Source organism: Streptomyces sp. NPDC046716 (assembly GCF_040645755.1).
Taxonomy (GTDB): Bacteria; Actinomycetota; Actinomycetes; order Streptomycetales; family Streptomycetaceae; genus Streptomyces.
This window is the reverse complement of record NZ_JBEYYU010000081.1, coordinates 22,018-34,872: the sequence shown is the minus strand read 5'-3', so window position 1 is coordinate 34,872 and position 12,855 is coordinate 22,018. Positions and strand designations below refer to the sequence as shown.

Sequence of the window (12,855 nt, the reverse complement as noted above, 5' to 3'; positions counted from 1 at the left end):
GACGCCGGGTTCTCCTTCGCCCATGAGCGGTGGGACACGGCGGCGGCGGATCTGGTGGGCCGGCGCCGCTCGCCCCTCAGGGGCGCGGGGAACTGCGCGACCAGCCCCCACCGGGCCGCGGTCGAAGTGCGGCCTAGAAGAACGTGCGGACGTAGTCCACGACCGTGCCGTCGGCCTCGGTCACCGGGATCAGCTGCCACTTGTCGAACGAGGTGCAGGGGTGCGACAGGCCCATGCCGAGCCAGTCGCCCACCTCGAGCCCGGCGCCCGCTTCCAGGCGGAGCCACCCGTGCTGGTCGGACAGACCCGTCACCGCGACCCCGGCCGCCTCGCGCACCGCGCCGGTGCTCGCGTCGCGGACGGCCTGGGCCTCGGGCAGGTCCAGGTCGTAGGCGGCGTCGCGCTTGCCGGCGTTGATGAAGGCCTGGTCCGGCGCGGGACGCGACACCACCTGCGCCCACAGCCGGAACGCCGGGTGCAGCGCGCCCTCCTCCGGGACCCGGTTGAACGGCGTGAGGTGGCGGTAGTGGCCGTCGTCGTGCGAGACGTACGCGCCGGAGCGCAGCAACTTCAGTACGGGCACGGTCAGTTCGGGGATCTCCGCGAAGACGTCCGCCACCGCGTCGAACCAGGCGGAGCCACCCGCGCTGACCACGATCTCGTCGAGACCGGAGAATCGGCCCGCCGAGTCGAAGTCCGCCGCCAGCGCCACCAGCCGCCGCAGCCACGCGCGGACCCGCTCGCCGTCGGCCTCCGGCACCTCGCCCTCGTACCCGGCGACCCCGACGAGCCGCAGCCGGTCGGCACCGGCCACCGCGTCGGCGACGGCCGCGCACTCGGCCTCCGTGCGGGCCCCGGTGCGCGCGCCCACTCCGGCGCCGAGCTCCACGACCACGTCCACCGGCCGGGTCGCGTCCGCCGCGGACAGGGCGGCCTGCATCAGCTCCACGCCGCGGACGGAGTCCACGTAGCAGACGAACCGGAAGGACGGGTCGGCGTCGAGTTCGCCGGCCAGCCAGCGCAGCGCGGCCGCGTCGACCAGCTCGTTCGCCAGGAAGATCCGCTCGATGCCGAACCGCCGTGCCACCCGCACCTGGTGGGGCACGGCGAGGGTGATGCCCCAGGCGCCGTGCTCGATCTGCCGCCGGAAGAGCTGTGGCGCCATCGACGTCTTGCCGTGCGGCGCGAAGGTGAGGCCGTGCCGTGTGGCATAGGTCTCCATCAGCGCGAGATTGTGCTCCAGGCGCTCGGCGGAGAGCGTGAGGACGGGCGTGGTGAAGCCGTCCGTGAAGAGGTTGAGGCGGCGGGCGGCGAGTTCGCCGACCGTGGCGCCCTCGGCCTCGGGCGGCAGGCCCTTGAAGCGGAAGTCCACCCGTTCCTGCGCGAGCTCGTCCAGGCGGTCGGCGGTCATGGTGCCCTCCTCGAGGCCGACTGTTGCATTATTTGCAACGGTCATTGCGTATGTCGCTCACTGCTGTCTAACATCCGAGCCGATGCCGGGTCAACGAAGCCGTTGGCCCTCCCTGTCGCGAGGAGGACGCCCCATGAATGGCACGCCGGTGGACGTCGTCGCGCTCGGCGAGTCCATGGTCACGTTCCGGCCCACCGTGCCGGGACGCCTCGCCGATGTGCCCTCCTTCGACCGCGGGATCGGCGGCGCCGAGTCCAACGTCGCGTGTGTGCTGGCCGCCGGCGGACACCGCACGCGCTGGGTCAGCCGGGTCGGCGCCGACGGCTTCGGCGACCACCTCGTCGAGGCCATCGGCGGCTACGGCGTCGACGTCGACGCCGTGCGCCGCGACCCCGCCCGCCCCACCGGCATCTACTTCCGCACGGCCGGGGACCGCGGCGGCGACTCCCACGAGGTCGCCTACTACCGCGCCGGGTCGGCGGCCTCCGCGATGTCGCCCGCCACCATGGACCTCGACGCGCTGCGCGCCGGACGCGTCCTGCACCTGTCCGGGATCACCGCCGCGCTCTCGGCCGACTGCCTGGACCTGCTGTACGCCCTGACCGACGGCTCGGCCCCCGGCACCGTCTCCTTCGACGTCAACCACCGGCCCGGCCTGTGGCGCACCCCCGAGGACGCGCGGGTCCTGCTCGACCTCGCCCGCCGCGCCGACCTCGTCTTCGTCGGCGAGGACGAGGCCGAGGACGCCTGGGGCGTCACCGGCGGCCCCGACGCGATCCGCGCCGCGCTGCCCGAGCCGGCCGTCCTCGTCGTCAAGCGCGGCGCCGACGGCGCCGTGGCGTACGACGGGCACGGACGCCACGAGGAGCCCGCCCCCCGTGTCGACGTCGTCGCCGCCGTGGGCGCCGGTGACGCCTTCGCCGCCGGGTTCCTCTCCGCGACCCTGCGCGGACTGCCCGCCGCCGCCCGGCTGCGCCACGGCCACCTGTGGGCCGCCGCCGCCCTCACCGTCCCCGGCGACCTCGCCGCGCCCCCGAGCCGCGCCCACGCCGACCGCCTGGTCGCCCTCGGAGCGGACGCGTGGGGGACACTGCACCTCGGCCCCGGCTGGACCGAAGCGACCGAAGCAGCCGACAGCGGGGCCGCCGAGGAGGTACGTACGCCATGAGCCAGACCGTCGACCGCGCGCTCAGCATCCTGCCGCTGCTCGCCGAGGGCCCCGCCGACCTGGGCCAGGTCGCCGACCGGCTCGGCGTCCACAAGTCCACGGCCCTGCGGCTGCTGCGCACCCTGCACGAGCACGGCCTCGTGCACCGCCAGTCCGACCAGCGCTACCGCCTGGGCGCCCGCCTCTTCGCCCTCGCGCAGGAGGCCGTCGAGAACCTCGACGTCCGCGAGATCGCCCACCCCCACCTCACCGCGCTCAACGAGAAGTGCGGCCACACGGTCCACCTCGCCGTGTACGAGGAGCACGAGGTCCTCTACATCGACAAGGTCGAGAGCCGCTACCCGGTGCGCATGTACTCGCGCATCGGCAAGCCCGTCGCCATCACCGTGGCGGCCGTGGCGAAGCTGCTGCTCGCCGACCGGTCCGAGGCCGAGCGCCGCGCCCTCGCGGAGAAGCTCGACTACCCCATGTACACGGCCCGTTCGACCCCCAACGCGCCCGCTTTCCTGCGGGAGCTGGAGAAGGTGCGCGAACAGGGCTGGGCCACCGACCTGGGTGGCCACGAGGAGTCCATCAACTGCGTCGGGGCGCCCATCCGCGGCGCCGACGGCCGTGTCGTCGCCGCCATGTCGGTCTCCGCGCCGAACGTGGTCGTCACCGCCGAGGAACTCCTCACCCTGCTTCCGCTCGTGCGCCGCACCGCGGAGGCGATCAGCCGGGACTACTCCGGTAACCCCCCAACCAAGGAAGCCAGTTCACGATGACCGAGAACGCCAAGACCGCACTCACCCCCGCCACGCACACCACCCCGCCCGCGAAGTTCTCGCACGGCGTCAAGAAGGGCAACATCCTTCAGGTCGCGGGCCAGGTCGGCTTCCTCCCGGCCGTCGAGGGCCAGGCCCCCACCCCCGCGGGCCCCACCCTGCGCGAGCAGACCCTCCAGACCTTCGCCAACGTCAAGGCGATCCTCGAAGAGGGCGGCGCCACCTGGGACGACGTCATGATGATGCGCGTCTACCTGACGGACGTCGACCACTTCGCCGAGATGAACAAGATCTACAACGAGTACTTCGAGGAGCAGGGCCTGACCGCCCCCGCCGCCGCGCGCACGACCGTCTACGTCGGTCTGCCCAAGGGCCTGCTCATCGAGATCGACGCGCTCGCCGTCCTCGGCTGAGCCCGTCGCCGCGCGTTCGCGCGTTCTGAACCACCCGCAAGCCGTACGTCGTCACGGCACGGCACACCCGCTCCCGCAGCGCGGTGCGCCGTGCCGCGATCCCCCCTGCCCTGAAAGCCCCATGCACTTACGAGGTCAACGATGTCCCCGTTCGCACTCGCCGCCCCGCTCGCGGCCACCACCGAGGCGCCACCCCACACCGGCGGCATCCTCACGCTCATCGACGGCACGGCCGGTCTGCTGACCGTCGCCTTCCTCGGGATCGTGCTGCTGCTCTTCCTGATCATCAAGGCGCGCATCCAGCCGTTCGTGGCCCTGCTCGCGGTCTCCATAGCCGTCGGCCTCGGCGCCGGCCTGTCGGTCACCGAACTCTTCGGCACCGTCCAGAAGTCCGACGCGGTCTCCACGATCGAGTCCGGCATGGGCGGCACCCTCGGCCACGTCGCGATCATCATCGGCCTGGGCACCATGCTCGGCGCGGTCCTTGAGGTCTCCGGCGGCGCCGAGGTCCTGGCCTCCCGCCTGCTGAACCTCTTCGGCGAGAAGCGCGCGCCCCTCGCGATGGGCCTCACCGGCCTGATCTTCGGCATCCCCGTCTTCTTCGACGTCGGCATCTTCGTCCTCGCGCCGATCGTCTACGCGGCCGCCAAGCGCGGCGGCAAGTCGATCATCCTGTACTGCATGCCGCTGCTGGCGGGCCTGTCGATGACGCACGCCTTCCTGCCGCCGCACCCCGGCCCCGTCGCCGCCGCCGGCCTGCTCAAGGTCGATCTCGGCTGGGTCATCCTCATGGGCATCGTCTGCGGCATCCCGGCCGTGCTCGCCGCCTGGGGCTGGGCCGCCTGGATCGGCAAGCGGATCTTCGTCCCCGTACCGCAGGACATGGTGGAGGCCGCCGAGGAGGCGAAGGCCGCCCTGGAGGCCGAGCAGCGCGCCTCGGGCGTCACCCCGACCGAGAAGCCGGTCCCGCTGGGCACCGTGTTCACCATCATCGGTACGCCGCTGGTGCTGATCCTCCTCGCGACGTTCTCCTCGATCGCCTTCGACCCGTCCACGGGCCGCTCGGTCATCGAGTTCTTCGGCCACCCCTTCGTCGCGCTGACGATCGCCCTGATGATGGCCTACTACCTCCTGGGCATCCGCCGCGGCTGGTCCCGCAAGTCCCTGGAGACGGTGTCGACCGCGTCGCTGAAGCCGGTCGGCAACATCCTCCTGGTGGTCGGCGCGGGCGGTGTCTTCGGTGCCGTCCTCAAGGCGAGCGGCATCGCCGACGCCCTGGCCGACACGTTCAACGGCATGGGCCTGCCGGTCATCGTCCTCGCCTACCTGATCTCGCTGGTCCTGCGCGTCGCCCAGGGCTCGGCGACGGTCGCCATCGTCACGACGGCGGGCATCGTCGCCCCGCTGCTCTCCGAGGGCCACTACTCGCAGGCCTTCACCGCGCTGGTCATCATGGCGATCTCGGCGGGCTCCATCTTCGCCTCGCACGTGAACGACGGCGGCTTCTGGATGGTCGCCAAGTACTTCGGCATCACCGAGCGCGACACGCTGCGCACCTGGACGGTCCTGGAGTCGGTCCTCTCGGTCGCCGGGTTCGCGGTGGCGGCCGTGGTCAGCCTGTTCGTGTAGTCGCCCAGTCGGTCACCCAGCGGGACGGCGCCCTGACCCACCGTGGCCGGCGGCGCCGTTCCGCCCGTTCGTGACCAGGACGTGAGGGGCCGGGGGGCGCGGGACACAGAGTCGTCCGCCATACTTCGGCGCGTGGAGCAGCGTATGGACAGTCAGAAGGTCACGCCCGTCGCCGGCGCCGGTTTCGACCCGGCGTCCGTCCCCGGTCTGACGTCTCCCGTGAAGGAGACGGTTGTCGAGGACGCCCAGGCCACCGAGGCGGAAGCGGACGAGTCCGCGGGGGAGGTGAGCGCGCGCGACGAGCCCGACAGGCCGTCCCTGGAGAAGGAGACGCCCGAGGACGCGGTGGCCGCCGCGGACGCCGTGGACGCCGAGGAGGCCGACTCCGAGGCGGAGGAGGAACCCGCCGCCGAGGCGAAGGCCGACGGCGGCACGCTGGAGGCCAAGGACCGGCGCGGCTCCATCACCGTCGACGCGACCGGCGTCCGCTACACCCTCGACGACCAGCAGGCCGACTTCACCTGGGACGAGATCAGCGCGGTCGAGTACGGCACCTCGCGCAAGCGCCTCACGGTGACGGTCCACACGCCCAACAGCCGCTGGTACCCGAACGATGTCGAGGCTCCCGACAAGTCCCGCCTCAAGGAGTGGACGGAGAGCCTCGACAAGGCGCTGGACGCCTACTTCGAGGACTGACGTGGGCAGCGCCGCCGGGGGAGCGGCGGCGCTGCCCGTTCCGGGTCGCCAGGTGGTCGTGGACTACAGGCCGTGGACGTGCGGGCCGACCGCCGAGGACCAGGCGTTGCCCGCCGTCGCGTCCCAGTTCGTGGACCAGGTCATCGCCCCGCGGATGCCGGGGTAGGTCTTCGACGGCTTGAAGGAACCGCAGTTGGTGCCCTTGGCGAGGCAGTCGAGGGCGTCGTTGACGACCGACGGCGCGACATAGCCGCTGCCCGCGGCGCTCGACGACGCCGGGACGCCGATGCCGACCTGCGACGGGTCGAGGCCGCCCTCCAGCTGGATGCAGGCGAGCGCGGTCAGGAAGTCGACCGTCCCCTGGCTGTAGACCTTGCCGTCGCAGCCGAGCATCGAACCGCTGTTGTAGTACTGCATGTTGACCACGGTGAGGATGTCCTTCACGGCCAGCGCGGTCTTGAAGTACTCACCGGACGTGGACTGCATGTCGATGGTCTGCGGCGCCATGGTCAGCACGAATCCGCTGCCCGCCTTCGCCGCCAGCGACTCCAGCGCCTGTGACATGTAGGTGGAGTTGAGGCCGTTCTCCAGGTCGATGTCGACGCCGTCGAAGCCGTACTCCTGCATGAGCGCGTAGAGGGAGTCCGCGAAGTTGGCGGCGGAGGCCGAGTCGTTGATCGAGACGGTGCCGTTCTGGCCGCCGACCGAGATGACCACCGACTTGCCCGCGTCCTGCTTCGCCTTGATGTCGGCCTTGAACGCGTCCTCGGTGTAGCCGCCCAGGCCCGCCGAGTCGAGCGTGAAGTCGACCGCGCCCGGTGTCGTCGTGGCGTCCGCGAAAGCGACCGCGACGATGTCGTAGTCGGCCGGCACGTCGCTGAGCTTCTGGACCGCGGCGCCGTTGTCGAAGTTCTGCCAGTAGCCGGTGACCGCGTGGGCGGGGACCGATGCCGCGGCGCTCTGCGCGGTGGGGGCCGCGTCCGCGCTGCCGGTCGTGGTCATGAACAGGCCGGTCGCGGCGAGCGCGACGGCCGTGAACCCGCCGATGAACGTGCCGAGCCGGCCGCTCCGGCGGTGGGAGTGCGTCATTCTCTGCCTCCGAGTGGGGGGATCCGTGGGGGAGTTGGGGAAGCAGCTGCTGGAGATACAAACTGGTCCAGACCAATGCCCGTGTCAAGGGTTCGGACAGTACGGAGGTGACGGTTCCGGGCCAACTCCCGCCCATCCGGCCATGAACAGTGAGAAGTTGGGTGTTCAGGAGCGCTCACGTGGATATGGTGCTCAGGCAGAACGCCGTCAGGAGGAGCACACAGAGCGACCGGGGGTGCGCGCGTGCCGACCGCCATAGCCGTGACCGACCCCGACCTGGTGCTCATCTCGCCGGACCGGCACACCCCGACGGCCTCCGTGCTGCCCGTGGGGGAGCCGCAGGAGCGGTATCCGCTCGACCGCGCGATCACCGACGTCCACACCCTGATCGAACAGCACGGCTATGTGATCCTGCTCTGTCCGCAGTCGGCACCGGACACCGTCCTGCACCGACTGCACGCGATCCGTTCCGTGCTCGAAAGCGACCGGATCGCGATTCTGCGCCCCGAGCTGCCGCCGCTCGGCCTCGCCGTACTCGCCCTGCAACTGCGCCAGTTGTCGATCTGTGACTTCAGCCCCGGCGTCCTCGCCTCGGCCGCGCGGCTGCTCGCCCACTATGTGTACGCGGGCGCCGTCGTCGGCTCCGTCGCCAAGCTGGACCGGGTCCCCGTCACCCTGCGCGCGCACGCCAAGTCCTGGTCGCCGGGCGCCCAGTTCGCCGTCGTCGCCTCGCCCCAGCCCGAACTGGTCCGGCTCACCGGGGCGGCCGGCGAGGCGCCGAGCGGCCCCTCCTTCGGCACCCATCTCTTCTACGCCGCAGGGCAGCAGTCCGCCGACTGGGTCACCGGAGAGCTCGCCCCGTCCTGGCGGGTGCACGGGGTGACCGAGGCGCGGCTGCCCGCCGAGTCGGCGCGGTGGTGGGCGACCGGGAAGCCCGGCAGCCCCGGCCGGATCGTCGAGTTCGCCGCCGCGATCCCCGACATCTCCGTGCTCTATCAGCTCGTGTCGTCCGTCCGGCGCGAGGACTGCCGCTGGTGCGGGCTCGAACTCATCGGTGACCGCTGCGGGTTCTGCGCGGCGCCGCTGCCCGTCGACGCGCCGCCCGAGCGGGTGACGGGCCGGCGGTCGGCCGCGGTGCTGCGGCCGGCGGCGGCCTCGGCACGGGCCGCGCTGCCACGCGGCCCTCATTGACCCGCCCCCTTCCGCCCTCCCGCCCCCTCCTGTCCGCCTACCAACGAGGTTGCCCCGTCCATGAATTCACGACAGCGCCGCGGCGTCATCCTCCTGGTCGTCTCGGCCCTGTGTGCCGTCGGCGCGTTCGCCGGTGTGCTGTCGGTGATCCGTGACGTGAACTCCAAGGTGGGACCGGAGAAGACCGCGTACCGGCTGAAGCAGGACATCGCGCCGTACAAGGAACTGACGGCGGACCAGTTCGAGAAGGTCGACATGCCCGAGCGCTGGCTGTCGTCCACGGCCGTGACCGGGCTCGGCCAGATCCGCGGCAAGATCGCCGTCACCCAGCTGAAGAAGGGCTCCCTGCTCCAGGAGGACATGATCGTCTCCCGGCCGCAGCTCAAGGCGGGGCAGCAGGAGATCGCCATCATGATCGACGCCGAGACGGGCGTCGCCGGAAAGATCAACCCCGGCTCGAAGGTGAACATCTACGCCACCTTCAAGGCCGCGAACGACAAGCAGCGCGACCAGTCCAAGGTCATCGTGGAGAGCGCCGAGGTCATGGACGTCGGCAAGCTCACGCCGATCGACCAGCAGGGGGCCAACGCCTCCGACAACTCCGGGGTGCGGCGGCAGGGGGAGGCCGTGCCGATCACGTTCGCGCTCAGCGCCGGGGATGCTCAACGGGTCGCGTACGCCGAGTCGTTCGCGACCCATGTGCGGCTGGCGCTGGTGGCGCCGGGCAGCGACGGGGCCGTCCCTCCGGGGGACCGGACGTACTCGCTGGACCAGGACAAGTAGGGGGTGGGTCGGGTGCTGATGATGCGCAGGGTTGCCCGTGGTCCTGGCGGGGGCTTGCGTCGGTTGGTCGGGTGCGCGCGCGTCGTGGCTGAGCGCGCAGTTCCCCGCGCCCCTGGTGGGGGCTTGCGTCGGTCGGTCGGGTGCCGGCCGGGTGTGGTTGCTCGCGCAGTTCCCCGCGCCCCTTACGGGGCTGTGCTGGAAGGTGCCGGGGGCGTGTTCGCCGCCTTGGGCAGTCTGCCGCCTGGGGCGGCACGGGTGGGCAAGGCGGCAGGTGCCGGGGGAGTGTTCGAGGGGCGGTGCGCGCAGCGCGGACCGGGGGACCCGTACATCGAGGAGGCCCGGTGACCACCCGTATCCTGCCCGCAGTCGGCGACCCGGACAGCGCCCGCGCGCTCATCACCCTGCTCTCCCAGCTCCCCGACACGGAACCGGCGCCCCCCGTCCCCGACTCCACCGCCCTCCTCGACCTCCTGGCCCGCCTGGCCGCCGAGTCCCTGGACGAACTCCCCGAGGTCGTCCTCGTACACGAACGCATCGGCCCCGTACCGGCCCTGGACCTCATCCGCGACCTCGTCCTGCGCTTCCCGGCGGTCGGCGTCGTCCTCGTCACCGCCGACACCAGCCCCGCCCTGCTCACCGCCGCGATGGACAGCGGAGCGCGCGGCATCGTCGCCTTCCCGCTCAGCTACGACGCCCTCGCCGAACGCGTCCACGCCGCCGCCTCCTGGTCCGCCGGCATGCGCCGCCACCTCGCGGGCGGCACCGGCAACGAACTCGTCCCCGCCGGCGGCACCGGCGGCCGCGTCGTCGCCGTCACCGGAGCGAAGGGCGGCGTCGGCACCACCCTCACCGCCGTCCAACTCGCCCTCGCCGCCCGCGCGTCGGGCCACTCGGTCGCCCTGCTCGACCTCGACCTCCAGTCCGGCGACATCGCCTCCTACCTCGACGTCCAGTTCCGCCGCTCCGTCGCCGACCTGGCCGCCATCACCGACATCACCCCGCGCGTCCTGCAGGACGCCGTCTTCACCCACGAGACCGGCATCGACCTCCTCCTCGCCCCGGCCGACGGCGAACGCGGCGAGGAGATCACCGACCGCGTGGCCCGCCAGGTCGTCCACGCCCTGCGTGCCCGGTACGAGATCGTGGTCGTCGACTGCGGTACGCAGATGGGGGCCGCCAACGCCGCCGCCATCGAACTCGCCGACCAGGCCGCCCTCCTGGTCACCCCGGACGTCGTCGCCGTCCGCGCCGCCAAGCGCATGATCCGCCTCTGGGACCGGCTCCAGATCCGCAAGGCCGAGGAGACCCTGACGGTCGTCAACCGGTACGCCCGCTCGGCCGAGATCCAGCCGACCCTGGTGGAGCGCGTCACGGGCACGCAGACGGCCCGTACGACCGTTCCGGCGGCGTTCAAGGAACTCCAGGCCGCGGTCGACGCGGGCCGCATGCAGGACCTCGACAACCGTTCCACGGTGAAGCAGGCCATGTGGACCCTGGCCGGCGAACTCGGCCTGGTCGCCGCCCCGGCCCCCGACGCGACGGGCGGCCGCCGCATCCGCCGCCGCGGCGACAAGGGCGCCGTCACCCTCGAATTCGCCGCGATGTTCCCGCTGGTGCTCGTCGTCATGGGCCTGCTGTGGCAGTGCGTCCTGTACGGATACACGTACTCGCTGGCCGGGAACGCGGCGGACGAGGCGGCCCGGGCGGCGACCTCGGCCCAGGCCGGCACCGGAGACGTGGCAGGCGCCTGCGACACCGCCGGCCGCAAGAACCTCCCGTCGGCCTGGAGCGGCGCCGCCATCAGCTGCGCCCCCGACGGCACGGTCATGAAGGCCACCGTCGAAGTGGACGTCCCCCTGTTCTTCCCCGGAGTGAACCCGGGCTGGTCCGTCACGGGCGAAGCGGGCGCGGCGACAGAGAAAGCCCAGGGCCAGTGAAGCGTCCCATAGGGGCGCGGGGAACTGCGCGACCAGCCACAACGTACCCGCGCCTGAAGGACGACCGGGGCGTCTCCATGCTGGAGTTCGCCGGCTTCCTCCCCTTCCTCCTCGTCATCGGCATGGCCGTGATCCAGCTGGGCCTCGTCGGCTACGGCGCCAACCAGGCGGGCAGCGCCGCCCGCGCCGGAGCACGGGCCGAGTCCCTGAACACCGGGTCGGGCCCGGCGGCGGCGACCGCGTCGGTGAGCGGCTGGCTGCAACCGGCACCGGGCGCATGCGGCGGCAACCCGCTGGTGACCTGCACCGTCACCGTCCGCGTCCCCGCGATCATCCCCCTCTTCGACGGATGGAACATCACCCGCACCGTGACCATGCCCAGTGACCAGACCGACCAGGGGAGCTGACATGAGCCTGCGCTCCAGGGTGGTCGCCACCCGCGACCCCGCCGGAGGCGAACCGTCCCGCGACGACGGCCTCGTCGCCGTCTACCGCGCCAAGCTCCTCGAAGAGATCGACCTCGCCGAGATGTCGACCCTCGCGGCGACGGACCGCCGGGTCCGCCTGGAGCGCGTCCTCGGCCACATCATCAGCCGCGAGGGCCCGGTCCTCTCCTCCACCGAACGCACCCAGCTGATCCGCCGGGTCGTCGACGAGGCACTCGGCCTCGGCATCCTCGAACCGCTCCTCGCGGATGCCTCCATCACCGAGATCATGGTGAACGGCCCGGACGCCATCTTCGTGGAGCGCGCGGGCCGGGTCGAACAGCTCCCGATGCGCTTCGCGTCGTCCGAGCAGCTCATGCAGACCATCGAGCGCATCGTGTCGACCGTCAACCGCCGCGTCGACGAGTCGAACCCCATGGTCGACGCCCGCCTGCCCACCGGCGAACGCGTCAACGTGATCATCCCGCCGCTCGCCCTCACCGGCGCGACCCTCACGATCCGCCGCTTCCCGCGCGCGTACAGCCTCAACGAACTCCTGGACCTCGGCTCCCTCGACCAGCACATGCTGATGCTGCTCGCGGCCTGCGTCCGGGCCCGCTTCAACATCATCGTCAGCGGCGGCACCGGCTCGGGCAAGACGACCCTCCTCAACGCCCTCTCCGCGCTGATCCCGCCCCACGAACGCATCATCACCATCGAGGACTCGGCCGAACTCCAGCTCCAGCAGGACCACGTCATCCGCCTCGAATCGCGCCCGGCGAACGTCGAGGGCAAGGGCCAGGTCACCATCCGCGACCTCGTCCGCAACAGCCTGCGCATGCGCCCCGACCGCATCATCGTCGGCGAGGTCCGCGGCGGCGAGACGCTGGACATGCTTCAAGCCATGTCCACGGGCCACGACGGCTCCCTCGCCACGGTCCACGCCAACACCGCCGAGGACGCCCTCACCCGTCTCCAGACGCTCGGTTCGATGTCCGAGGTGGACGTCCCGTTCGAGGCGCTGCGCGACCAGATCAATTCGGCCGTCGACGTCCTCGTCCAGCTCACCCGGCACGCCGACGGCTCCCGCCGGGTCACCGAGATCGCCCTCCTCGTCAGCCACGGCCGCGAACAGTTCACGATCGCGACGGTGACCCGCTTCGCCGCCCAGCCGCACACCTACGGCGACGCGGGCCCGCGCCGCGTCCACGGCTACTACGAGCACCTGCCGCTGCCGCGCCGCGTCGCCGACCGGCTGTACGTGGCGGGGGAGTCGGTCCCGCCGGCCTTCGGGGTGGTCGAGTCCGTCGACGTACTCAACACCAGGGAGGCCACGGGATGACGTCCGA

Annotated in this window: 12 protein-coding genes; 10 read left to right on the top strand and 2 right to left on the bottom strand. The window is 71.9% G+C overall.

The features are described 5' to 3' along the window. Window positions 1-133 precede the first annotated feature (133 nt). Window positions 134-1,411: an amino acid deaminase gene (locus ABZ930_RS37325; RefSeq protein ID WP_361558556.1), complete on the bottom strand. Its 1,278-nt coding sequence runs from the start codon at window positions 1,409-1,411 to the stop codon at window positions 134-136. 133 nt (window positions 1,412-1,544) lie between these two features. Between ABZ930_RS37325 and ABZ930_RS37320 the strand changes: the two genes are divergently transcribed. The 5 genes from ABZ930_RS37320 to ABZ930_RS37300 all read left to right on the top strand — a co-directional run bounded on the left by ABZ930_RS37320 (window position 1,545) and on the right by ABZ930_RS37300 (window position 6,081). Next, window positions 1,545-2,579 (top strand): sugar kinase, encoded by a 1,035-nt coding sequence (locus ABZ930_RS37320; RefSeq protein WP_361558553.1) that lies wholly within the window; start codon window positions 1,545-1,547, stop codon window positions 2,577-2,579. Next, the gene (locus ABZ930_RS37315; RefSeq protein WP_361558550.1) at window positions 2,576-3,343 is read left to right on the top strand and encodes an IclR family transcriptional regulator; all 768 of its coding nucleotides are present in this window, start codon (window positions 2,576-2,578) and stop codon (window positions 3,341-3,343) included. Before ABZ930_RS37320 ends, ABZ930_RS37315 begins: the two co-directional genes overlap by 4 nt. After that, window positions 3,340-3,756, top strand: a complete 417-nt coding sequence (locus tag ABZ930_RS37310; protein WP_351448599.1) for a RidA family protein — start codon at window positions 3,340-3,342, stop codon at window positions 3,754-3,756. Before ABZ930_RS37315 ends, ABZ930_RS37310 begins: the two co-directional genes overlap by 4 nt. A 141-nt stretch (window positions 3,757-3,897) precedes the next feature. Further along, window positions 3,898-5,385: a gluconate:H+ symporter gene (locus tag ABZ930_RS37305; RefSeq protein ID WP_361558547.1), complete on the top strand. Its 1,488-nt coding sequence runs from the start codon at window positions 3,898-3,900 to the stop codon at window positions 5,383-5,385. Between the two features lie 144 nt (window positions 5,386-5,529). Further along, the gene (locus ABZ930_RS37300) at window positions 5,530-6,081 is read left to right on the top strand and encodes a hypothetical protein (protein WP_361558544.1); all 552 of its coding nucleotides are present in this window, start codon (window positions 5,530-5,532) and stop codon (window positions 6,079-6,081) included. A 63-nt stretch (window positions 6,082-6,144) separates the two neighbouring features. Here ABZ930_RS37300 and ABZ930_RS37295 read toward each other — a convergent pair whose 3' ends face one another. After that, the gene (locus ABZ930_RS37295; protein WP_361558541.1) at window positions 6,145-7,170 is read right to left on the bottom strand and encodes a chitinase; all 1,026 of its coding nucleotides are present in this window, start codon (window positions 7,168-7,170) and stop codon (window positions 6,145-6,147) included. A 243-nt stretch (window positions 7,171-7,413) separates the two neighbouring features. Here ABZ930_RS37295 and ABZ930_RS37290 point away from each other — a divergent pair, with 243 nt between their 5' ends. The 5 genes from ABZ930_RS37290 (at window position 7,414) to ABZ930_RS37270 (ending at window position 12,848) form a co-directional block, all read left to right on the top strand. Then, window positions 7,414-8,361, top strand: a complete 948-nt coding sequence (locus tag ABZ930_RS37290; protein ID WP_361558538.1) for a hypothetical protein — start codon at window positions 7,414-7,416, stop codon at window positions 8,359-8,361. A 60-nt stretch (window positions 8,362-8,421) separates the two neighbouring features. After that, window positions 8,422-9,144, top strand: coding sequence for a Flp pilus assembly protein CpaB (cpaB, locus tag ABZ930_RS37285; protein ID WP_361558535.1), 723 nt, complete (start codon window positions 8,422-8,424; stop codon window positions 9,142-9,144). Between the two features lie 341 nt (window positions 9,145-9,485). Next, window positions 9,486-11,081 (top strand): AAA family ATPase, encoded by a 1,596-nt coding sequence (locus tag ABZ930_RS37280; RefSeq protein WP_361558532.1) that lies wholly within the window; start codon window positions 9,486-9,488, stop codon window positions 11,079-11,081. 77 nt (window positions 11,082-11,158) lie between these two features. Next, window positions 11,159-11,488, top strand: a complete 330-nt coding sequence (locus ABZ930_RS37275) for a TadE/TadG family type IV pilus assembly protein (protein WP_361558529.1) — start codon at window positions 11,159-11,161, stop codon at window positions 11,486-11,488. 1 nt (window position 11,489) lies between these two features. After that, window positions 11,490-12,848: a CpaF family protein gene (locus ABZ930_RS37270; protein ID WP_361558526.1), complete on the top strand. Its 1,359-nt coding sequence runs from the start codon at window positions 11,490-11,492 to the stop codon at window positions 12,846-12,848. The last annotated feature ends 7 nt before the right edge of the window (window positions 12,849-12,855 follow it).